The following is a 22,878-nucleotide window of genomic DNA, read 5'->3' as shown; positions in this document are numbered from 1 at the left end:
CTCAACATTCCTGCTTTTCGTATCATGCACCGGGCAAAATCGGCCGAGGGCCAATCTGAGCTCCACGATCCGCAACCCACAAACATCGGGCGCCTCAATACGTATTGGTGAACGTATTGAGGCGCCCGATGTTTTTTCCGATACTCCTGCTGCTCCGCTCCTTTGTTGGGGTGAAAGTTCCCTATTCGACCCGCGTAAGGGCCGAGTCGGACAACTCACGACGCAACGTGCGGAGATATTTGTCGATATAGCTCTGTTTCTCCTTCGATTTATACTGCTGGATATAACGCGGATGCTCCAGCACGACCATGCGTGCGAAGAGTCCCGTACGCCGGTTCAGCCTCGCCACACAATCGGCATTTTTGCGCCCCAGCACGTAAACCTCGGTCGTATCCAACCCAAAAGCGCACTGACGACGCAACGAATCGACCATGAAATCCTCGGTCATGCGCCGCAGTGCCGGCGTATCGTAGTAGTTGGCATTCACCTCGCCGCCGCGCTCCGTCCGACGCACAATGGCCAGCGGGAAGGGCGAATTGATGTAGAAATCGCGATAAAAGGCCTCAGCCCCGCCGTACTGCTCGATCAGGTCGTAGACAAAGACCGACGATACCTCGTGGGAGTGTTCCGACTCCATGCGGATGCCGCACACCTGTTCCAGCCGTTTGGTGTCGGTGAACGGAACGCCCGTCACCCCGGCACCGTGACGCCCGGGATTGATCCCGATCAGGAAACGGCGCGGACGTGTGTCGTCGTAATACTTCCGGTAGAACTGCTCCATGACTCGGTACGTTTCGGGATTCTCCCGAAACGGATTGACCACCGCGAACCCGTCGGGCAGCGTGCCGGTATAATCCAACTCCCGGTTAAAGGCGATGATTTTCGAGGCTAACGTTTCAGACATGGGAGGCTGCTCGTATGAAATTACACGTTCTGAATCGACGACGCAATCACATAGCGTTCCAGTTTACCCGTTGCGGCATACAGTTCCTGCCATGGCGCGTCGTCCGGCAGGTCGAAACGGATCTCCGCCACATCGCCCTTGCGCATCAGATAGTCGCCCGCCATGGCTCCCAGCAGTTCGGCCAGCAGTTCCGACACCGTCGGATTGTGGCCGACGATCATGGCACACGCCACTTCGTCGGGCAACGCCTGTGTCAACAGGTTCAGATAGTCGCTCGGCCTGCCGCTGTACAGCTCGCGAAACCGACTAAGGTTTTCCGTCGGGAGGCCGAATACCTCGGCCAGCAGTTCCGCCGTTTGCAGGGCCCGGGGCGCCGCGCTGGCAATAATCCGCCCGGGCTGCACGAAGTCGGGCTGCGCCGTGAGCCACTGCCCCACGGTCCGAACACGCTCCACCCCCTTCGCGGTCAGCCGGCGGGCATAATCGCTGTCCACCTCGTAAGAGGATTGCGCCGCGCCGTGGCGGACAATATAGAGTTGTTTCATGGTTGCGTATTTTTTCGGGTAAGTATTCAGAGCCCTCGGACAGACTTGTTCGCCTGCGGCAAGGGGCCCTACAACACGTTATTGGGCATCATGCGGCGCAAGTCTTCGATCGTCTGACCCGACCGGCGGGCATAATCCGCCAGTTGTTCGTTGTCGACCACTCCGATGTGGAAGTAGTCCGCCGCGGGATGGGCGAACACGATGCCCGACACGGCCGCCGTGGGTTCCATCATAAAGTTCTCGGTCAGCCGGAGCGGAATCTCGGACTCGACATCCAGCAGATCGAAGATCAGCCGTTTCCCGCTGTGGTCCGGTGCCGACGGATAGCCCATCGCGATGCGGGCCCCTTCCGACCCCTCGGGGAATCCCCACAGTTCGTCCCGCAACAGGGCCGACACCTCGACCGCAAAGGCTTCGGCCAGACGGTCGCACAGGATGCGAGCCATAATGTTCTCGTAATCCGAGTCGCCACGGAAATCACACGTTACGCCGAGCGCAAACGGAGCCACATGGTCCTGCGGCAGCCCGGCAGCCGGACCCGGCGACACGAAATCAGCAAGACAGAGGTTGGTCTCCTCGCGCGGGTTCTGACTCCGCAGGCAGGCGAAACGGATCTCCGGCGCTCCGCAACCGCACGCACCGCCGTCGTCGTGGAAACAGCCGCGAATCAGGATGTCGTCCCCCTCGCTGCGGGCCGGAACGATACCGATCACGGCATCGGCCCGCACCTGCCCCGACTCGATCAGCCGCCGCAGCATCACCTGCGCGTCGTCGAACAGGCGCCGCGCCTCCTCGCCCTTGGTGGGATGGTCAAAGATGGCGGGATAACGCCCGGCCAGGTCCCACTGGATAAAGAAATAGGTCCAGTCGATCCGCTCGGCGATCTTCTCCAGCGGATAGCGCGTCAACACCCGTTTGCCGAGGTGCCTGGGACGCGTCACGCTCTGCGAGTCGAATGTCAGCCGCAGCTTGTGCTCGCGCGCTTCGGCCAGGGGCCTCAACTCGCGGGCCGCGCTCAACTCGGCATATTTGATTCGGATATCCTCCTGTTTTTTACGATAGCTCTGGTGGAAGCCGTACTCTTTCAGCACGTTGTTCACCAGACGGGCACAACTCGACGCATCGGTCGAGTGGGCCACCAGCCCGCTGTACGACGGTGCGATGCGGACGGCCGTATGGAGTTCGGACGTAGTCGCTCCACCCACACAGATCGGGATATGCAGCCCGGCCCGTTCGAAGTGCTCGGCCACGATGCGCATCTCCTCGAGCGACGGCGTGATGAGGCCCGACAGCAGCACGGCATCCACCTTCTCGGCCACGGCCGTCTCGACGATCTTCTCCGGCGGGGTCATCACGCCCAAGTCGATCATCTGGTACCCGTTGCAGGCCAGCACCACCGAAACGATATTCTTTCCAATGTCATGCACGTCGCCCTTCACGGTGGCGATCAGCAGTTTGGCACCCTGTTCGACCGTCTCGCCGGCCTTGATGAAGGGTTCCAACACGGCCACCGACTGTTTCATCACGCGCGCCGACTTAACCACCTGCGGCAGGAACATCTTGCCGCTGCCGAACAGGTCGCCGACCTGCCCCATCCCTACCATCAGCACCCGGTCAATCACCTCGATCGCCGAGCCGTACTTCTCGTAGGCCTCCATCGTGTCGGCCTCGATGTGGGTCGTGATCCCTTTGACCAGCGCATGGACAATCCGCTCCTCGACCGTTCCGTCGCGCCAGGCGTCGTGCCGGGCTGTCGCGGCGTCGCTCCGGGCATCGGCCGAATGGGCCTCGGCATAAGCCGTCAGGCGCTCGGCCGCATCGGGCCGCCGGTTCAGAATGACATCTTCGCACAGTTCGAGCAACTCCGGGTCGATATCGTCGTAGATGCGCAGCATCGAGGGGTTCACAATCCCCATATCCATCCCGGCGCGGGTCGCATGGTAGAGGAATACGGAGTGCATCGCTTCGCGCACGGGGTTGTTCCCGCGGAACGAGAAAGAGAGGTTGCTCACCCCGCCACTGACCTTAGCTCCGGGGCAGTTCTTCTTGATCCAGGCCGTCGCCTCGATAAAGGCACGCCCGTAATCGTTGTGCTCTTCGATCCCGGTGGCTACGGCCAGTACGTTCGGGTCGAAGATAATGTCCTCGGCCGGGAATCCGCTCTCGGTCAGCAGCCGATAAGCACGGCCGGCCACTTCAATTTTCCGTTCATAGCTGTCGGCCTGTCCCTGCTCGTCGAAGAGCATCACCACGGCCGCTGCGCCGAAGGCTCGCACGGTGCGGGCATGGTCGAGAAACCGCGCCTCGCCCTCCTTGAGCGAAATGGAGTTGACCACCGATTTGCCCTGCGTCACCCGCAGTCCGGCTTCGATCACCTTCCAGTCCGACGAGTCGATCATCACGGGCAGTCGGGCGATCTCGGGCTCGGCCGCCACGAGGTTCAGAAACTCGGTCATCGCCTGGGCGCCGTCGATCAGTGGTGCATCCATGCAGACGTCAATCACCTGTGCGCCGCCTTCGACCTGCTCAGCCGCCACGGCCAGCGCTTCGGAGAACTGACGCTCGCGGATCAACCGGGCGAACTTGGCCGATCCGGCCACATTGGTACGCTCGCCCACATTGACGAAGTTGGCGGCCGGTTCGACCTTCTGCACCTCCAGCCCGGAGAGCACCGTTGCACCGCCGTTGTCCTGCGGAGCACGGTACTCGCGCGGCCGGTACTTCCGGGCCACTTCGGCAATCGCACGGATATGTTCGGGGGTAGTGCCGCAGCATCCACCGACAATATTCAACAGATTGTTTTTCAGATACTCTTCGATCAGCGTGGCCATGTGCTCGGCGCTCTCGTCGTAGCCGCCCATCACGTTGGGCAGCCCGGCATTGGGGTGGGCCGACACGGCCATCTTCGCCACACGGCCGATCCGCTCGATATAGGGCATCATCTGACGCGCTCCGAAGGCGCAGTTCAGCCCGATGCTGAGCAGGTTACCATGCTCGACCGAAGCATAAAAGGCCTCCACGGTCTGCCCCGACAGAACGCGGCCGCTGGCATCGGTGATCGTGCCGCTGACCATCAGCGGAATCGTCTCGTTACCGATCAGGGTGCGCAGGGCGTAGATGGCTGCCTTGCAGTTGAGCGTGTCGAAAACGGTCTCGATCAGAATCAGATCGGCACCGCCGTCGATCAGCCCCCGGATCTGGTCGGCATAACCGGCTGCCAGCTCGTCGAAGGTGATGTTCCGGAACCCGGGATTGTTTACGTCGGGCGACATCGAGGCACTGCGGTTGGTGGGCCCCACCGAACCGGCCACGAAACGCGGCTGTCCGTCCTGCGTCTCGAAACGGTCGGCCACCTCACGAGCCAGCGCAGCGGCGGTACGGTTCAGTTCGTAGGTCTGATCCTGCAGGTCGTAATCGCGCAGCGACACGGGATTGGCATTGAAGGTGTCGGTCGAGACGATGTCTGCTCCGGCTTCAAAATAGGCGGCGTGAATCTCGGCAATGACATCGGGACGGGTTTTCACGAGATAGTCGTTACACCCGAGGTGACCTCCGTAGTCGGATTCAGCCAGTTTGCGAGCCTGTATGAGGGTTCCGAGGCCACCGTCGAGCACCAGTATGCGCTGACGGAGCGCCTCTTCGATATTGCGTTCCATAGTTTTTGAAAATATTTTACAAAATTACAAAAATCCGAGCGCACTCCAATGCGCCGGAGGTACAGCCCCGCAGAGCCCATACGAGCGAAAAAGTGCGAGGGACGGTAACCCCCGGCGTCAGTTTCCGACACATATATCCCCGGCAAGGAGGCTATATATAGGGAAACGCAAAAAATTCCATTTATTGTATCCCGGTCAAAATCTTCAACTTAGCCCGTCGAGGCTGAATTTTGCATTATATTTTTTCGCCAAAAATTTGGAGGTTCGGAAATTTTGCCTACCTTTGCAACGCAATCAAAAAACGATGGTGCCATAGCTCAGTTGGTAGAGCAAAGGACTGAAAATCCTTGTGTCCCTGGTTCGATTCCCGGTGGCACCACGCAAAAAAGAGGAAGTTACCGTAGTGACTTCCTCTTTTTTATTTATCAGACAACTTAAATCTTTCCCAACTGAGCCTCTCTCAGACTATTCTGGATATATACTCCGCCGGAAGCTTCGGCATTGCACCATTTTGGGTACATACGTATGCTGAAACACTGACGGCAAACTGGTGTGCTTCACGAACGGATTTCTTCATCAGCAAAGCAGAAATGAATGCAGCCGTAAAGGAATCTCCCGCTCCTACCGTATCTGCCACTTCCACCCTGGGTGTCTCGACAAAAGAAATGTTACCAGGTGTAAATACGTAGCTGCCATTCGCTCCGCACGTCAGTATGAGCATTTCCAGATTATATTTCCCAAGCAAAATCCAGCATTTGTCCTGCAAATCTATGTCGGGATAACCAAACAGGCGGCTTACGGTCAGCAGTTCCTCATCATTGATCTTGAGAACATTACATTGCTCCATGGAACGACACAATATTTCCTTGGTATAGAAGCCCTGACGCAGGTTGATATCAAAAACCTTGTATATCCCTTTCTCATTTGGGATCATACTGAGGAATGCATTGATGGTTTCCCTGGAGACTTCACTTCTTTGTGCCAGCGAACCATAACAGACAGCCATCGTCTGCTCGCCAATTAATTTCAACTTGTCAGTAAAGGGAATATTATCCCACGCCACATTTTCCTTTATATCATAGCAGGGTACTCCGTTATTGTCGAGTTCCACCTGCACGGTCCCCGTCGGATACTGCACCCTTTCGATCAGCATATTGAGTTTCTTATCAGCTAAACTGGACAGAATTTCCTTTCCTAAGGTATCCTCACCCACCGCACTGACAACGACACTTTTCAACCCGAACTGGGATACATGATAGGCAAAGTTCGCAGGTGCACCTCCCAACTTCTTTCCTTCCGGAAGGATGTCCCACAATGCTTCTCCAATACCTACGACTAAATTCCTTTTAGCTTCCATGGCAAGAAATATAAAACTGATTACTCCATTACGTTTCTTTTCACAAAGATATGATCATTCGAGATATCCATACATCGAGTGCAACTGAAATATTTTTACCCGCCATTTTTGCCTTCTTCGAAATTGGCCGCTACCAATCAACAAATTACTAATCTGGACAACTGTTATTCTGCTTTCCACAATGTTTCGACTACACGCGTCTCAACAAACGGCAAAACAGCAATTTTACACTTCAATCCTGCATATTATTGATTAATCACTAAAACCCTTGTATCCCTGGTTCGGGTCCCGGTGACACCATGCAAAAAGAGAGTTACCCAAAAGGTGACTCTCTTTTTTGTTATGCACCGCGGGGAGGGCTTTGTAACTAAGATACGCACACACGAAGCACGGGAGAGAAATGCAGAGGCCGGAGGTATAGGCATGCCTATTCAGAAGCTGACACCTATTCAGGAGCGGGCCAAGGAATAAACAACCACCCACCTATCGCCCCCGAGGAGCAACGAAAACGCGTTCAGTCATACACATAAAAAAGCAGCCACCGGGTTCTTTTGCCCGGTGGCTATCTTTTTACAGATTCAAGGGTGAACTTACTCGTACCTAACAATCATCGTTGAGCATCTTACGGCGCGTCCATACAAGTATTCGATTCAAAACGCCTTTCGGAAAGTGCACCCAGTTTCGCCTTTCACCTTCACACCTCCCCCCTGACTCACCCTCCCCCTCTCCATCGTTCCACGCGGTCTCAGTAGTCGCCCCACGCTTCTCACGACGGTTCTTTGTGGAGTAGTCAGTCGTTCACGACCGGGCATCTTCGCCTGCACGCCCGCAAGAATCTACCCTTTAGGACATGAAGTAGTTTCGCATCCGTTCGAAGAGGTTGCGCACCTTGTCGGAAGCCTTCGGTTTGAAGTTATCCGACGTGCGCAGCTTTTCGAGTGCCTCTTTCTCAGCAGGCGAAACGTGAGCCGGCACATAGATGTCGGCTACGACCAGCAGGTCGCCGGTGCTGTAACCGTTCACATCGGGGATCCCTTTGCCCCGCAGACGCAACACGCGTCCGGCTACCGTGCCCGGTTCGATCTTGATACGCGCCTTGCCGTCAACCGTGGGAACTTCGACCGAAGCACCCAAAATGGCATCGGCCACGTTCAGCTGGAGGTTATAGATCAGGTCGTTCCCTTCACGCTTGAGTTCGGGATGCGGCTCCTCTTCGATCACCACCAACAGGTCGCCGTTGATGCCGCCATGTTTGGCCGCGTTCCCTTTGCCCGAGACGGAGAGCTGCATGCCCTCGCCCACCCCGGCCGGGATGTTGATTTCGACCACCTCTTCGCCTTTGACGGTTCCGTTACCGTGGCATTTCTGACACGGGCTGGTGATGATTTTTCCACTGCCGCCGCAGGTCGGACAGGTCGTAGTGGTCTGCGTCCGACCAAAGAAGGTATTGACCACCTGCGTTACGTGACCCGAGCCACCACAGGTCGAACAGGTCGAGTAGGAGTTGCTGTCCTTGGCACCCGATCCGCCGCACTGATCACAGGTGACGTCTTTCTTGATTTTGAGTTTTTTGGTGGTTCCTTTGACAATCTCGGAGAGATTCAGTTTCACCTTGACGCGCAAGTCGCTGCCGCGGTTGACACGCTGTCCGCCGTAGCCCGATGCGCCGGAACCGAACCCGCCGAAACGGCCGCCTCCGAAGATGTCGCCGAAACGCGAGAAGATGTCCTCCATCGAGAAGCCGCCGTACTCGCCGCCGAATCCGCCGAATCCACCGGCACCGCCGGCCGCACCGCCCATACCCGCATGACCGAACTGATCGTAACGGGCCTTTTTGTCGGGGTTGCTCAGCACGTCGTAGGCTTCGGCAGCCTCTTTGAATTTCTCTTCGGCATTCTTATCGCCCGGGTTTTTATCCGGGTGGTACTGGATTGCCGCCTTACGGTACGCCTTCTTGATCTCTTCCGGCGATGCGTCGCGACTCACGCCCAGCACCTCGTAATAATCTCTTTTTTCAGCCATTATATCGTCTAAGTCCTTTTTATCCGAATGTTATTTGTGTCGTTGCCGCCGCGGGCAGGCAGTGTCACACGAAGCGTTCCACCGTTCCCTGTCAAACGGCCGATTCTCTGCAGTGCATGCGGTTTCGGCCTCCAAAGGAGACCGCCCCTCAACTCCTTCCCCACCTCCTTCTCACTCAACATCTCGCCCCCCGCACGAAACGAGGCAAACTACTCGCCCACAACGACTTTCGCAAACCGCAGCACTTTGTCTTTGAGCATGTAGCCGGTTTGCACCACATCGATCACGGTACCCTTTTTCTCGGGGTCACTGACCGGGATTTTGGCCACGGCATCGTGGAAATCGACATCCATCGATTTGCCGATCGCTTCGATCGGGGTGACACCCTTGCTTTTGAGGATATCCATGAATTTCTGATAGATCAGCCGGACGCCTTCGCACTCGGCAGCCACTTCTTCCTTGCCGGCCATGGCGGCGATGGCCCGTTCGAAGTCGTCCACCACGGGGATGATCGCCTTGATGACGTCCTCACCGCCGCTGGCGATCAGGTCCATCTTCTCTTTGAGAGTACGCTTGCGGAAGTTGTCAAACTCGGCCGACAAACGTACATATTTATCCTGCCAGGCTTTGCACTCTTCTGCCAGTTTGTCAGAAGAATCGGCAGCGGCGGCCGTCTGAGCCTCCGCTTCGGGTGCCATCGTGTCAGCCCCGGCAGCGCCTTCGTCGATCACTTCTTCCGAAGCCTTATTTTCAATCTCTTGATTCTCAATATTATTCTCTTGTTTTGCCATATCGTTTTCCGATTATTCCGAATTAAGATTGTCAAATAGCGTACCAATCAATGTTTCGTCCCGGAGAGGAAAACCGAACGCAGAACCTGCATCTGCCGATCGGGGTTAAAGTCGCGGTCGATCACACCGTGGCACGCCCGGCGAACCGCATCCCGCTGCTCGGGGGTGAGGGCAAGCCAGGGTCGAATCGCGTCGGCCAACGCTCCGGTATCACCTTCGGCGAAAAGGGTACCACTCACACCGGGCTCGATGGCCTCGTACTCGGGCCCCTGTTTGTTTCCGTTGTCGTGTGTCACGACGGGCGTCCCGAACATCAGCGAGTGGATGGCGGTGAGCCCCACGTTGCCGGGACTGACGCACACGGCGCTATGGTACAGGAATGTTCCGATAATGTGGTCGTCGTAGGTCTCGCCGTAGAACCAGACCCGGTCGATCAACCCCAGCCGTTCGGCCTCCGCCTCGAGCTGCTCACGGGCAGGACCGTCGCCGATCAGCACCAGGTTGCAGGCACACCCTTCGCGGTCGAGTTGTGCCATGGCCGTCAGCAACATGTCGAGTTTTTTGGAACGCGTGAGCCGACCGACGAAAACCAACAGCGGCAGATCGTCGCCGAAGTAGTTGCGGATGAAGCCGCGGTCGCCGATCCGCTCCCGGATGGCGGCCTGCTTGTCGTAGTCCAGCGAATTGTAGATCACAGCCATCCGGCGGTCGGGATAGCCCTGCTGGAGCAGCAGACGGCGCGGACGTTCGCCATACAGCAACAGGTGGCCGGCCAGGCGGAACCAGGCCATGTTTTTCCACAGTTTCAGCCCCCGTTCGTCGCCGTGCAGCCCGTGGGACCAAAGATATACGGGGCGACCGAGCAGCCGGGCCACCAGCGCGATGATCCAGTTGGAACGGATGCCGGGATTACCGGTCAGGATATAGGCGTCGTAACGTTTGGAGAAGGCGCGGCGGATGGCCCCTTTCTGCCAGACGAGTTTGCCGCCCTTGCGATAGATGTTGTGCAAGTAGCCCCGAAAGCCGCCGAGCGGCCGGATATCCATCAGGGCGATGCCGCCGACCGACTCTTCACCGGCCAGAAAGTCGAACTCCAGATCGGGGTCTTCGTCCATCTTCCGATAGATGCCGGCGCGGTAGAGCGGCGCGATATTGAATATGCAACAGATTTTCGTCATCAGCAGGCAAAGATACGGCACTTTTCGCACTCTCGCCCACTTCCCGCCGCTCCCCGACGAAATTTCCGCCCGCGGGGGCGAAAAAGAGTCGGCGCGTGTTCTTCCGACCGAAAGAACACGCGCCGACCCAGTTCATCAAGTATCACACACCGCCCGCCTCACAATATCCCCACAGCAGCTATCGGGCGAGACATTCGTCTATCTGTTTCACCAGTTTATCCTTCGACGAGGGCCGTTCGGCCTCCATGGTTACAATCTTGCCGTCGCGTCCGACGAGGATATAGGTGGGAAATCCCGACACATCGTAAGTTCCCATGAAGAGATGCGTGGCATGCTGATCGAACCAGTAGTTTTCCCCCACGACAGGCTGCTGGGCCACCATCTGCTGCCACGTCTCCCGATCCGACGACAGACAGAGATTCACAAATACGACATCTTTCCCGTGCATCGCTTCGTGCAGTTCCGGAGCAAACTTCATCTCCATGCGACAAGGGCCGCACCACACGGAGTAAACATCGATATAAAGCACCTTACCGGGATAGCGGGCAGCCAGATAAGCAAAAAAGTCGCCCTCTGGAACTTCCGTCAGCGTACTGTCCGCCTCCATGTAGGTGATCCCCTCCATGGGCGTATCGGGGAAAGTCGGCGCCCCTTGCAACCGCGCGGCCAGTTCCGCGAGACGTTCGTTCAACGACGGGTCGTCGAAGGCACTCCGCATCTCCGGAACCGAATCGTACAGGGCCGCGTTCTGCTCCAAGGCACCCGACAGGAACTTCCACCGCATCACATCACGGCTTTTCGAGGCGGGCTCCTGTTCGAGCAACTCGATACCCCGGCGCACCATCACAGCATGCTGGCCCTGCCCAAAAGCCTGTGCGAGCACACTGTCGGCAAAAAGTTTGGCCTGCATATAGGCCAAAAGATGATACGGGAACATCATCGTTTTGAAATTGGTCGTATCGTGGATGCCAAACAGCGAGTCGCCGAACACCTTTTGTTGCGCAGCGAAATCGTCCTCCTGCACACGATAACCTATCAGGTAATTGGCCAAAGAGAACAGGATATCCCGGCGGGCAAAATCCTGCATGGCCGGGCTCAGATTGAACTGGGTCATCGAATCCTGAAGCCTTGCCGCCTGCTGCCGCACCTGAGACAACAGGCTGTCCGGCTCGACATTCAGATCGAAATGAACGTCATACAGCATCTGCGCCTCCTTGTCCCGAATACGATTCAACTCTCTGTTCTCCGCCGCATTCGCCCCTGAGAATTGAATCGCAGCGGTCCCATCGGACTGCAATTTGGAGGCATCGATCGTCAGATGGACCGAATCGCCCGGCGAGACGAAGAAATTGACAAAGCGGTCGCCATACACGAGCGTCGCATTGTGATAGTCCGTAATTCCGTCTGTTTCGAAACGGAACGATCCATCGTCGGCCAACCGCCGCGCCAACCGATTGTCAGAGATGGGATCGCACAGGTTCCACAGAATCACCCCCGAACCATCCGCCGCGCGATTGATCACTTGCCCCGTCACAACGGTCGTCTGTCGTTTCGGCGCGTCGTTTCCGCCGCAGGCGACGAGCAGCCCTGCCGCGCCCAGTGTCATCAGAAGTCGAGTTAATGTCATATATTAACGATTTTTGGTGAATATCCGCAACACACACCTGCATAATCCTCCGCCGGTAAAAGGCCCTCCCTTCCATCAACGATCGGGCCACGTTGTTTCGCACCCCGGCTCACAGACCGCGCCGGTTCAAATCACCCCACCACACACCGCACCCGCTACGCATCGCCAGCAGCCTCCTCGCCCCGAATTCGTTTCGGGATTACCGTCCGTCCGCTCACGCCCCCATGCCACATCTTACAATTTTCAGTTCGCGGCAAAATCCGTTTTGATTCCAAAGATAGTTATATATATATTGTTCGCTCATTTGCACTTTTCAGCGATTTTTTCCACCACAGGCAACACTCGCCCTGCCGGACCGACGCTGGCGAAAACCGAGCACGTCATAACAATTTCGTCGTCATCCCTATAACGTCTCTGCATCCTCCGTCGGGTGGATGCGCCACTGCTCGGGCAGCCAGCGGATCTCGTTTCGTGGCGTTTCGGTCTGCCGCCACCGTTCCGTCCACCGCTCCTCCCACCGCGCGGGGAGAGGGTCGGCCAGAGCCACCCACACGATCAGCCCCACCGAAACGAGCGCCGTGGCCAACGTGGGGACCCGGTAGAGGTTGCGCGACGGGGAGAGCGGCTCAATACGCTCCATCACCCGCTGCGTAAATCCCGCGTCAGGCACCTCGACACGACGGGCCGCATCGAGCATTCGTTCCAGCGGATCATTCTGTATCTGGTTTCGTTTCATAACTCTTCGTTTTTGAGGAACTCCCTCAGTTTTGATTTGGCGCGCGCCACGGTACTTTTGACCGTGCCGAGGGGAAGGTCCGTCACCTGCGCGATCTGTCCATGCGACAACCCTTCGACGGCCGACAGCAGAATCACGTTCCGCTCGGTGTCGTCCAGACAGGCCAGCGCGCTCTGCAAGATACCGTTTTCGGCCGACATTTCGCAAGTGGACTGGGCCTCGCCGGGCGCCACGTGTCCCAACTCCTGATACGGATGGGTGTTTCGACATCCGTCGAGGAACGTGCGGTAGGCGATGCGGAACAGCCAGGCGCGGAACGACCCCAGTGCGGAAAACTGGCGAATCGACACGAAGGCCTTGAGAAAGGTCTCCTGCGCCAGGTCGTCGGCCCGGAAACGGTCGCCGGCGGTCAGGTGGGTCAGGTAGCGCCGCAGGGGAGACTGGTACTGCTCGACCAGTCTCCCGAAAGCGTCGCGGTCGCCCAGACGTTTGACCCGCTGGACCAGCCACAGCTCCTCGACAGGGTTGTATTTAGCGGTTTTCGTCACGACGGCTCACGTACACCCGGAACAGATAGACAATGGCATACCCCACGCCTGCCAGCAGCACCCACAGCAGCAGACCGGCAAACAGCCCCATATAACTCATATTGATGACCCCGACCCATGCCAGGAGTGCAAAGCCGATAATGGCCGTAATCAATAGCCGTCGCGTCAGGGCCGTTGCACCGAGTCCCTCTTTTTCGGGCACGGGGTACCCGTGTTCGAGGCGGTAGCGTTCCATCTCGTAGCGTTTTTCACACTTACGGAAATAGAATTTCTGGGTGATATAGACAATGACAATCAGCGTTATGGCAACCATCGCGACAATCAACAGTGCCATAATGTACTCGTCGTCCAGGCCCGAACCGCGGTGCGTCATCACGCTGCCACGCAACTGCCCGACCGACTGTTCCACACCGCCCACGCGGTCGGTCAGCACCTGCAACAGGCTGTCGGTTCGCAACCGGGCTGCCGCCTCCGCCGTCTCGACAGGTACCGTCAGCGTGTCGATCGGGGTTACGGCAACCGCAGGCTGCTGCTGTGCCACGGAAGCCGCTGCGTCTGCCGACTGGCCGGCCGCCTGTGCGGCCACGTTTCCGAAAATCAGCCCCAAACCCAACAGGGCGCTCATCCATATCGTTTTCATAGTATCGAGATTTTAATTGTTGTTTCTGTTCTTAAGACGCACCGAGAGTTCGTTTTGGATGTCGCACCAGATCGTTTTTTCGAAAATTTTTACGATTCAACTGATTATCAGCCCCATTCCACCTGTTTCTTTTTTCCCCTCGACACCCTGCCCCGCGTGGGTCGTCTGCAAAAATAAAACGATCCGCGATTCATACGCCGGCAACCGGTCTCACGACCTATCCTCGATCGCGAGTCTGCACCACCCTTCCTGTTCTGCAACAGATTCTGCAACAGGGTCATCGCCCTCCACCGGCCCCCACAGTACCTCCCCCGCCCGCAACAAGCCACCCCGGCAAGAAATGTTCGACCTTTTTGTCCCGATCTTTGGTGATTCCGGGAACAAAACCGTACCTTTATCGTTAAAAACTAACACCAAACATGAAGCTCACATCCGATAAAATCATTGTTTGCGGCCCCTGCAGCGCCGAAACTCGCGAACAAGTGCTCCGAACGGCCGAAGGACTGGCCGCCGCAGGTGTCGGTTGCTTCCGGGCCGGTCTGTGGAAACCGCGCACCCGTCCCGGCTGCTTTGAGGGCATCGGTGCCGAAGGGCTGGAGTGGATGACCGAAGTGCGCCGCACCTACGGCATGCGCATCGCCACCGAACTCAACACCGCCCGCAATGCCGAGCTGCTGCTCAAGGCCGGCATGGATGTCGCCTGGATCGGCGCCCGCACCTCGACCAACCCCTTCGACGTACAGGACATCGCCAACGCCCTGCGCGGCTGCCAGATCGACGTCTACATCAAAAACCCGATCGCCCCCGACTCGGCCCTGTGGCTCGGCGCCATCGAACGCATCGAACGGGCCGGTATCAAAGGACGCATCGTGGCCATCCACCGCGGTTTCTGCTCCTGGGAGAAAGACGTCTTCCGCAACAGCCCCATCTGGAGCGTCCCGCTGTGGCTCAAGGAGCAACGCCCCGACCTGCCCGTGGTGTGCGACCCCAGCCACATCGCCGGCAAGGCACACCTCGTCCCGATGGTCGCCGGCATGGCCCTTTCGCTCGGGCTCGACGGCCTTTTCATCGAATCGCACTGCAACCCGTCGGCAGCCCTGAGCGACGCCGCCCAACAACTCACCCCCGAAGAGATCGGCCACCTGTTCCAGACCCTGAAACTGACCGAATAACCCCATGAAAAAACTGATCCGGATACTCATCTCCTACCCCGCCATGGCCACCCTGCTCGTGATCTACGCCGCAGTGCTGGCCGCCGCCACCTTCATCGAAAGCAAATACGGTACGCCCGTGGCCCGACACTGGGTCTACAACAACTGGCTCTTCTTCCTGCTGCAACTGCTGCTGGTCGTGAACTTCGTCGGCATCGCCGCCCGCCAGCACCTCGTCCGCCAGCGAAAATGGGCCACGCTGATCTTCCACTACGCCTTTGCCCTGATCCTGCTCGGCGCCATGGTCACCCACCTGACCGGACGCGAAGGCATCATGCACATCCGCGAAGGTGAAAGCTCAGCCGAGCTGCTCGACCCCACCGATCCCACGCAGGTGCTCGAAACGCTCCCCTTCTCGGTCGAACTGACCGACTTCCGGCTGGTCCGCTACCCCGGATCGCACAGCCCCTCGTCGTTCGAGAGCGACGTGGTGGTGCGACGCGCCGGACACCCCGACAAACACGAAAACATCTACATGAACAACGTCCTCCACGTGGGCGCATACCGGCTCTACCAGTCGAGCTACGACCCCGATGAACTCGGCACCGTGCTCTCCGTCAACCGCGACCGCATGGGGACCCTCATCACCTATCTGGGCTACATCCTGCTGATGGGCGGCATGCTGGTGGCCCTTTTCCACAAAAACTCCCGCTTCCGGACCCTCGGCCGCATGCTCGGGCGCAAATCCGTCACCGCTGCCGTGGCCACAGCCCTGTTCATCGGATCGCTGGGCTCAGCTTCGGCACAGCCGAAAGTCGATACGCTGACCATCTCGCAGATCGAAGCAAACAGCCGGCGACAGATGGAGCAGATCGAACGTGAGCACGCCGAAGAGGCCATGCGCGAAGCCATCGCCGAACAGGAAGCCGCCGGCCAGACGGTCGAGATGCCCGAGTCTGTTGCTCCTGAACCCGAACAGCGTCGTCCTGTCGACCGCCGTCGGGAGAAGAAAATGGCCATCCTCTACGCCGAAGAGACCGCCATCGACCCCGCCACGGCACAGGCCTTCGGACGGCTCATGGTGCAAAGTTCGCAGGGACGCATCGAACCGGTCGACACCTATGCCGCCAAACTGTTGCGCAAGATCTACCGCGGCGACAAGTACCGCGGACTGAATCCCGATCAGGTACTGCTCGGTATCATCACCCAGCCCCAGATCTGGAGCCGTATTCCGATGATCGACGTCGGCAGCGAAGCGCTGCTGCGCAAAACCGGAATTGACGAAGAGCAGGTCGAGAGCGGCTACCTGGCCTTTATCGACGTGCTGGACGACGAAGGAAACTACCGCTTTGCCGACGAAGTGGAGGCCGTCTACGCCAAGCCCGTGCGCGAACGCAACAAATACGACAAGGAGCTGCTCAAACTCGACGAAAAGGTAAACATCATCAACGCCCTGTTCGCAGGCCAAATGCTGGCCATCTTCCCGCACGACGGTACGCTGGACAACAACGACGCGTGGTACTCACCAGGCGACGATCTGAGCGTCTTCCAGGGTCAGGATTCGATGTTCGTGAGCAAGATCTTCCCGTGGTTCGCCACCGAAACCATGGAGTCACTCGAGAGCGGCGACTGGAGCGTTCCGCAGGAGATCGCCGGCATGATCGCCACCTACCAGAACGCCAAAGCCAAGGCCTACCACATCGACCAGGACCGGATCGAAGCAGAGATGCTCTACAACCGGCTGAATCTCTTCAAATGGGCCGGGTTCTTCTACATGGGCTTCGGGCTGCTGCTGATACTGGCACTGATCTTCCGCCTCGTCACCCCTTCGAAAGGGTGGCGCGTGGCGGTCGGCATACTGACCAGCATCATCGTGGTAATCTTCCTCGGACAAACTTTTGGCGTCGGTCTGCGGTGGTACATCGCCGGACGACCGCCCGTCTCGAACGCCTACGAATCGATGATCTTCGTGGCCTGGGCCACGGCCATCGCCGGACTGGCCTTCGGCTGGCGGTCACGGATGACCATGGCGCTGGCCGCCTTCCTCTCGGGAGTGCTGATGTTCGTCTCGACGCTCAACTGGATGGACCCAGAAATCACCCCGCTCGTACCGGTGCTCAAATCGCCCTGGCTTCTGGTCCACGTGGCCGCCATTACCGGCAGCTACGGGTTCTTCGGAATCGGGTTCCTGCTGGGCCTCATCTCGTTGCTCATCATGGCCTGCAAAACGGCACGTAATGCCGAGCGGCTCGACTCCCAAATCCGCGAACTGACCATCATCAACGAAATGGCGCTGACGGTCGGCCTGGTGCTCCTCACGGCCGGCACCTTCCTCGGAGCCGTCTGGGCCAACGAATCGTGGGGACGCTATTGGGGATGGGACCCGAAGGAGACCTGGGCCCTGATTACGATGATCGTCTACACGTTCATCCTCCACGCCCGCTTCGTTCCGGCCATCCGACGCGGCGGCGACTACCTTTTCAACCTGATGACCATCATCGGACTGGGGGCCGTACTGATGACCTTCTTCGGGGTCAACTACTACCTCAGCGGGATGCACTCCTACGGCGCCGACTCCGCACCGCCCGCACTCTACGCCATCTGGGTCGTCTACCTGATAGCGGCCATCATTGCCCTGCTGGCCTGGAGAAAAAGAAAGTCCTGCTAATAATCACAAGATTTCGCTTGAAACGAGCGCCCCGGCACACCATCTATGGTGTTGCCGGGGCGCTCTGCTTTTAGCCCTATACCGATCTGCCGTTTCAGGGGCGGCACAGCCACTCCAGCAATAAACACTGGTTCATATTCACTGATTTGATCAATAGAAACAGTCACAAACTGTCTTAGCGGGATCATTACCCACACGCTGTTTGCTTGGCCCTGTATATTTAGAGATGGATCTAACAATCTGCTTGGGACAGAACAAGCCAGCAGGATACACTGGACCAAATTGAGTTGAACAGAATGGCTTTATCACCGGGTTCAAAGTATTCACCTCAATAAGGAGAGCCTCAAAACAACAGGAGAACAGCCTCAATACGAGTGCAGCAGCTGGCAAAATGGAGAAGTTTACAACGTAACGGATTGCGAAGAGACTGAACGAAAAATGAAGAACCGGTGTAGCCGCACCACTCGCGAAACCGAAGCTACATATCATGCTCTTTTCACCAACATACAAGCTGACCGTCTCACACTACTGGCCGTCCTTCTCCACCCCACATCATTTCCTCACATCTCTTTCACGCTAGCCTTCCACTCCGCCATCCCCACACCGCCACTTTCACTCCCTCCTCACACCTCATCATTCACCTGCCCCTCCACTCGACATCCCTCCCTTTCATCTCTTCCACGCTACCCTTCCACTCCGCCTTTTTCACGCTCTCCTCACACCTCATCATTCACCTGCCCTTCCACTCGACATCCCCCCCTTTCATCTCGTCCACGCTAGCCTTCCACTCCGTCATTTTCACGCTCTCCTCACACCTCATCATTCACGCCACTCCGTCCCCTCCACTCGACATCCCCCCCCTTCATCTCTTCCACGCTACCCTCCCACTCCGCCATTCCCACACCGCCTTTTACACGCCCTCCTCCATACCGTTATTCCACCCCCTTCCGGCCTCCATTACGCACCAAACAAAAAAGTCCGGTCTGTCTTTCGACAGACCGGACCGGTATTCAATCGGTAATCCGAACAATTATTCTTCGATAATCACACGGAAACCAACGTTGCGGACAGGTTGCCACGGCAGGAAGTGACGACGAGTCGAGAGACTTGCGTTCTTCGTGCGATCGATCCACGAACCACCGCGTACCACCTTCTCAGCGTTGGATACGTTTTCAGTATCCGCTTTGACGTTGTAAGGATAGGGACGATAGTCCGAACGGGTCCACTCAGCAACATTACCCTGCATGTCGTACAGACCCCACGGGTTGGCCTTGTAGGTACCGCTCTTGCCGAGCAGCATGTTGCCGTCATCCACCGAAGCGTCTTTGGGCAGGAAGTCCCAATATTTGAAAATTTCGCTCTTCGGATTCATCGGCTGCGGGTCAACACCGCTCACGGCCATCTTCTGGAGTTGTACGTCGGCCAGGTTCTCGTAAGCCGAGAAGTCGGTCGAAACACCCCACCAGTTGTCGCCATCGACACCGGCACGTGCGGCCCATTCCCACTGAGCTTCGGTCGGAAGAGTGATCTTCAAGCCGGTCTTTTCGCTCAGCTGACGGCAGTATTCCATTGCCTGTTCCCAGCTTACGCGGATAGCCGGACGCCAGTCTTCGTTCACCAGGTAGTTCGGACCGGTGTGGTCTTTCCAGTGCTGGCCGATCAGACGGTTGTCGTGCTGCGGGAAGATGGCACGGAACTGTTCGTTGCTGACTTCGATTTCGCCCATCCAGAAGGCCTTGTCGATCTTGACTTTGGCTTTCGGAGCCGAGATGCCTTTGTCTGCACCCATCACGAAGGTACCGGCGGGGATACGGACAAAGTTCATCTTGATGCCCGGAGCGATTTCGATGCTCTTCTTGTTGTCGTCACCGACCATAGTTTTCGCTTCATCAGCGGTGAAGGGCCAGCCTTTGACTTTGATTTTCTTCACTTCGGGCTGGGGCTCTTCTTCCGGCATGACGGGTTCCGGCTTGGGTTGTTTTTCGAGGTAAGCGGCATAGTCGCGAATCTCTTTTTCCCAGTCAACTGCCATACCGTTAGCGTACTTGTCGGCCAGTTCTTTACGACGCTGAACCTGGTTATAACCGTGTTGTCCGACCTTCAGTTCGCTTACATTGAAGAAGCCGCTGTGATAGGGAGTGTTGAAGTCGATCCAGTTGTAGAGGGTCTTCCACTCTTTGTCAGTCAGTTTGACACCGTGGTGACCGTTCTGCAGCATCTGAATCATTTCGCTGTTCGAAGCGTTGAACTCATAAGGTACGAGTACATACATATCGGCTTCCGGACCCTGACGATAGAAGTAGGGGTGGAAATCGAGGTAGCTGTCACTGAACTTGTAGAGGTTGTCGAAGCGACCGCCGGTGAAGTTTTTGCCACCTGCAGCGTTTTCGTTGTTGTGACAGGCCACGCAGGCACGATCGAGAATCGGTTGGATCTCGAGCTCGAAGGTGAAGGGACGTACGCCGCCTTCGGGAACTTCGATCTTCGAGGGTTTCTTGGTCGAAGCGATCGTACGTTTCGGGATCGGCATCAGGTTCTGGTCTTCGTGGCAGCCGACGCAGGAAACGGTTTCACCGGGCATACCGACAAACCAGCTACGCATCCACTGAATGGCACGACCCAGCGAGTCGAGCGGCTGGAGCGAGATCGGAGTGTTGGCCGGGATGGTGAAGATGGCCGAACCGTCTTCTTCCACGGGCACTTCGCCGAGCAGACGTTTGATGTCCCAACCGGCCTGGATACCTTGAGCCGAGTGGTTCGACGGCGACTGACGGTAAGCGTATTCGTAAGCCAGGATACGCAGTTTTTTGACGGTACCGCGCGGTACGTTCGGCAGACCTTCGCCTTCATAGATATCCTGAATAAATACGGTAGCTTCCTTGCTGTCGTTGTTGATCTTGTCGGGGATGATCGGCGGAGTTACCTTCTTCACCAGCGGAATCGGGTTGATGTAACCTTCGCCTTCGGCTTCCATGACAAGGGTCATGTTGTCATAGATGTCGACCAGATAGATACCCCACAACGAGTTGGGAGTCGGTTTGGCGGTTACCAGGAAGTATTTGTCGCTGAGGGGCTGCGGTTTGATGAACTGCGGCCAAACGCCGTTCACGAGTTCGTCCTTGATGATCGGTTCGATCGGACGGGTGCTGAACGGGATTTCCTGTACCATACCTTTTTCTTCCTTACGCGATTTGGCGGGGTCGAAGATCATCAGACGGCCGGAACGGGCGATACCGTGGTGACCGGAGATGATGCCGACGAATGCGCTCGAACCGCCGGGAAGGGGCTGCATGTCGAAGGTGGAGTTCGGGAAGTACGAACCGCTACCGTAGAGGTTTTTGTTCTCGGTTCCGTCGGGGTTCATGTGCATCACGAAACGCGAGAAGTAGTGGATCAGGTCGGTGTACTCCCAGCGGGTGTACATCACACGACCGTTGTTCATCACGGTGGGGTTCCAGTTGTTATCCTGGTCGAAGGTCAGACGACGCAGGTAACCGGTCTTCGGATCGTAGAGTGCGAAGTTACCCACAGCGTCGGCACCGTCCACACAGGGTACCCCGTGATAACCGAGCGTCGTGTTGATAATCAGACGTCCGTCGGGCAGATAGGCACCGTCAGCGAATTCAACGTCGGGTTCGGGAATGGCTGCGGTGATGTTTTTGAAACCAGTACCATCGGTTTTCACTTCGAAGACATGCCAGCGACGGGCCGAGTCAACCGAGGTGAAGAGCATACGGTCCGCATCCCAGTGCATGTGCACGTCGGTCACGGGTTCGTCGCCTTGCGGTCGGTAGATGACGCGTTCCTTGATTTTGTCGCCGCGCAGGTTCGAGAGTTCGACGATGGCTGCATGGAAACCGCCGCGGGAAGCCGAGTACTGGTTGGACCAGTTATTGGGCTGAGTACCGAGGGCAGGAGCCATCACGTAACGGGCACTCTTGCCGATATCGTATTTGGTCACGACGATCTTGTCGATATCAAGCAACGGGTTGGCCATCAGAATTTCGCGTTTGAGGGCGAGCGCTTTGGTTGCGGCATCGATGGTGGCCTGATCGCCTTTGTAGATGTTATCGAATCCTTTGGTCGACAACTCTTTCAATTCGGCGTATTTGGCATCGTACTTGGCACCGTCGAAACCATCCATGGTCTTCATGTCAGCCAGCGCCTTGCCGATAGCCGGAATATTGAGCCACTCGAGCTGTCCCTGCAGGTTCAGCACAGTTTCGGCCTGTTTGGCCAGATCCATGTAACCGAGGATACGTTGCTCCATGTTGGCTACGCTGCCAAGCTCTTTGAGTTTGGCGTTGAAGTAGTCCTGTTTGTCGAGTTGGCTGATGACTTTGGTTACGGCAGCCTCTTCGAGAGCCGTACCGGGCGAGGTCAGCCAGTCGGAGATGGGAGCGCCGATGAAGGTGCCCAGTTTGTCCTGAACTTCGGGACAAGCGGCAATCAGTTCTTCGGCCTCTTTACGTCCGTTGGTCACCATGATCTTGAAGATGGCGCTACCGCCGCTCGATCCTTCGTCGATACCGATTTCCGAATCGAAACGGGTATACTCGCCATTGAGCTCATAGGTGAGCAGACTGTTGGCGTGAGCCACCAGACCGTATTTATACTTGGTGTCACGGATCTGAAGGGTGTTGCCGGCCAGGTTTTTGTCGGTGCTGGTCCAGTTGCCTTCGATACGTTTCACCTTGGGCTTCATCTCGCCGATACGCACCACGGTACCGTCTTTCTTGGTAAACTTGGCATCGGCCCACACGGCGTGGTCGTAGTCGTTACCGTCGGGGGTACCCCAGGTTACAAGCGAGATCTCTTTCAGCCCGGTCAGATCGACGGATACTTTACCGGGAGCCGTACCGCGCCGATATTCGGTCGATACGTAAGGCAGTCCGTTGGGAGAGTCGGCAGCCAGTTTCTCCTTGGCTGCCAGCGCCTGTTGGAGCCAGGTCTGCTGAGCCTTGCTGACGGGCGCAGCAGCAACCGGAGCTACCACGACTGCAGATGCCGTCACGGGAACTGCAGCGGCCATGGCCAGGGCCAGGCTTGCTGTGA

15 protein-coding genes and 1 tRNA gene are annotated in these 22,878 nt (G+C 57.4%); 3 read left to right on the top strand and 13 right to left on the bottom strand.

Translation table 11 applies throughout. From position 1 onward, the window contains the following. Positions 1-181 precede the first annotated feature (181 nt). From BQ5379_RS09880 to metH, 3 genes are all read right to left on the bottom strand, one after another. Positions 182-904 carry an SMUG2 DNA glycosylase family protein gene (locus tag BQ5379_RS09880; protein ID WP_071135277.1) on the bottom strand — a complete coding sequence of 241 codons (723 nt, stop codon included), beginning with the start codon at positions 902-904 and terminating at the stop codon, positions 182-184. Between the two features lie 20 nt (positions 905-924). After that, a complete protein-coding gene (gene sixA / locus BQ5379_RS09875; RefSeq protein ID WP_071135276.1) occupies positions 925-1,449 on the bottom strand; it encodes a phosphohistidine phosphatase SixA in 525 nt (174 codons plus the stop codon). A gap of 68 nt (positions 1,450-1,517) precedes the next feature. After that, positions 1,518-5,105, bottom strand: a complete 3,588-nt coding sequence (metH, locus tag BQ5379_RS09870) for a methionine synthase (RefSeq protein WP_071135275.1) — start codon at positions 5,103-5,105, stop codon at positions 1,518-1,520. Positions 5,106-5,411: 306 nt separating this feature from the next. Here metH and BQ5379_RS09865 point away from each other — a divergent pair. Beyond that, positions 5,412-5,484 (top strand) — tRNA-Phe (locus tag BQ5379_RS09865). Positions 5,485-5,565: 81 nt separating this feature from the next. Here BQ5379_RS09865 and BQ5379_RS09860 read toward each other — a convergent pair. From BQ5379_RS09860 to BQ5379_RS09825, 8 genes are all read right to left on the bottom strand, one after another. Next, positions 5,566-6,462 (bottom strand): carbohydrate kinase family protein, encoded by an 897-nt coding sequence (locus BQ5379_RS09860; protein WP_071135274.1) that lies wholly within the window; start codon positions 6,460-6,462, stop codon positions 5,566-5,568. A gap of 843 nt (positions 6,463-7,305) precedes the next feature. Then, positions 7,306-8,484: a molecular chaperone DnaJ gene (dnaJ, locus tag BQ5379_RS09855; protein ID WP_071135273.1), complete on the bottom strand. Its 1,179-nt coding sequence runs from the start codon at positions 8,482-8,484 to the stop codon at positions 7,306-7,308. Between the two features lie 209 nt (positions 8,485-8,693). Then, positions 8,694-9,275: a nucleotide exchange factor GrpE gene (locus tag BQ5379_RS09850; RefSeq protein WP_071135272.1), complete on the bottom strand. Its 582-nt coding sequence runs from the start codon at positions 9,273-9,275 to the stop codon at positions 8,694-8,696. Positions 9,276-9,322: 47 nt separating this feature from the next. Further along, positions 9,323-10,453, bottom strand: a complete 1,131-nt coding sequence (locus tag BQ5379_RS09845; RefSeq protein WP_071135271.1) for a glycosyltransferase — start codon at positions 10,451-10,453, stop codon at positions 9,323-9,325. 178 nt (positions 10,454-10,631) lie between these two features. Next, complete coding sequence (locus tag BQ5379_RS09840) at positions 10,632-12,080, bottom strand: TlpA family protein disulfide reductase (RefSeq protein WP_083377703.1); 1,449 nt, start codon at positions 12,078-12,080, stop codon at positions 10,632-10,634. Positions 12,081-12,483: 403 nt separating this feature from the next. Then, positions 12,484-12,816, bottom strand: a complete 333-nt coding sequence (locus BQ5379_RS09835; protein WP_071135269.1) for a hypothetical protein — start codon at positions 12,814-12,816, stop codon at positions 12,484-12,486. Beyond that, the gene (locus BQ5379_RS09830; protein WP_071135268.1) at positions 12,813-13,364 is read right to left on the bottom strand and encodes an RNA polymerase sigma factor; all 552 of its coding nucleotides are present in this window, start codon (positions 13,362-13,364) and stop codon (positions 12,813-12,815) included. Before BQ5379_RS09830 ends, BQ5379_RS09835 begins: the two co-directional genes overlap by 4 nt. Continuing rightward, the gene (locus BQ5379_RS09825) at positions 13,348-14,004 is read right to left on the bottom strand and encodes a hypothetical protein (protein WP_071135267.1); all 657 of its coding nucleotides are present in this window, start codon (positions 14,002-14,004) and stop codon (positions 13,348-13,350) included. Before BQ5379_RS09825 ends, BQ5379_RS09830 begins: the two co-directional genes overlap by 17 nt. Positions 14,005-14,423: 419 nt before the next feature. Between BQ5379_RS09825 and BQ5379_RS09815 the strand changes: the two genes are divergently transcribed. After that, positions 14,424-15,176: a DAHP synthetase I family protein gene (locus tag BQ5379_RS09815; protein ID WP_071135265.1), complete on the top strand. Its 753-nt coding sequence runs from the start codon at positions 14,424-14,426 to the stop codon at positions 15,174-15,176. A 4-nt stretch (positions 15,177-15,180) separates the two neighbouring features. Beyond that, positions 15,181-17,823 carry a cytochrome c biogenesis protein CcsA gene (gene ccsA, locus BQ5379_RS09810; protein ID WP_071135264.1) on the top strand — a complete coding sequence of 881 codons (2,643 nt, stop codon included), beginning with the start codon at positions 15,181-15,183 and terminating at the stop codon, positions 17,821-17,823. Here the strand turns inward: ccsA and BQ5379_RS09805 are convergent. Continuing rightward, the gene (locus tag BQ5379_RS09805) at positions 17,820-18,011 is read right to left on the bottom strand and encodes a hypothetical protein (protein WP_071135263.1); all 192 of its coding nucleotides are present in this window, start codon (positions 18,009-18,011) and stop codon (positions 17,820-17,822) included. The two genes, ccsA and BQ5379_RS09805, sit on opposite strands and share 4 nt — an antisense overlap. An 842-nt stretch (positions 18,012-18,853) precedes the next feature. After that, a complete protein-coding gene (locus BQ5379_RS09800; protein WP_071135623.1) occupies positions 18,854-22,855 on the bottom strand; it encodes an SUMF1/EgtB/PvdO family nonheme iron enzyme in 4,002 nt (1,333 codons plus the stop codon). Positions 22,856-22,878 lie beyond the last annotated feature (23 nt).

The organism is Millionella massiliensis (assembly GCF_900104655.1).
Classification (GTDB): Bacteria; Bacteroidota; Bacteroidia; order Bacteroidales; family Rikenellaceae; genus Rikenella; species Rikenella massiliensis.
The sequence above is the reverse complement of the archived record's forward strand: the minus strand, read 5'-3'. Positions and strand labels throughout refer to the sequence as shown.

Coding starts and splice junctions, on each gene's coding strand:
- BQ5379_RS09880 (WP_071135277.1), bottom strand. CDS start 904: ATGTCTGAAACGTTAGCCTCGAAAATCATCGCCTTTAACCGGGAGTTG.
- sixA (WP_071135276.1), bottom strand. CDS start 1,449: ATGAAACAACTCTATATTGTCCGCCACGGCGCGGCGCAATCCTCTTAC.
- metH (WP_071135275.1), bottom strand. CDS start 5,105: ATGGAACGCAATATCGAAGAGGCGCTCCGTCAGCGCATACTGGTGCTC.
- BQ5379_RS09860 (WP_071135274.1), bottom strand. CDS start 6,462: ATGGAAGCTAAAAGGAATTTAGTCGTAGGTATTGGAGAAGCATTGTGG.
- dnaJ (WP_071135273.1), bottom strand. CDS start 8,484: ATGGCTGAAAAAAGAGATTATTACGAGGTGCTGGGCGTGAGTCGCGAC.
- BQ5379_RS09850 (WP_071135272.1), bottom strand. CDS start 9,275: ATGGCAAAACAAGAGAATAATATTGAGAATCAAGAGATTGAAAATAAG.
- BQ5379_RS09845 (WP_071135271.1), bottom strand. CDS start 10,453: ATGACGAAAATCTGTTGCATATTCAATATCGCGCCGCTCTACCGCGCC.
- BQ5379_RS09840 (WP_083377703.1), bottom strand. CDS start 12,080: ATGACATTAACTCGACTTCTGATGACACTGGGCGCGGCAGGGCTGCTC.
- BQ5379_RS09835 (WP_071135269.1), bottom strand. CDS start 12,816: ATGAAACGAAACCAGATACAGAATGATCCGCTGGAACGAATGCTCGAT.
- BQ5379_RS09825 (WP_071135267.1), bottom strand. CDS start 14,004: ATGAAAACGATATGGATGAGCGCCCTGTTGGGTTTGGGGCTGATTTTC.
- BQ5379_RS09815 (WP_071135265.1), top strand. CDS start 14,424: ATGAAGCTCACATCCGATAAAATCATTGTTTGCGGCCCCTGCAGCGCC.
- ccsA (WP_071135264.1), top strand. CDS start 15,181: ATGAAAAAACTGATCCGGATACTCATCTCCTACCCCGCCATGGCCACC.
- BQ5379_RS09805 (WP_071135263.1), bottom strand. CDS start 18,011: ATGATCCCGCTAAGACAGTTTGTGACTGTTTCTATTGATCAAATCAGT.
- BQ5379_RS09800 (WP_071135623.1), bottom strand. CDS start 22,855: ATGGCCGCTGCAGTTCCCGTGACGGCATCTGCAGTCGTGGTAGCTCCG.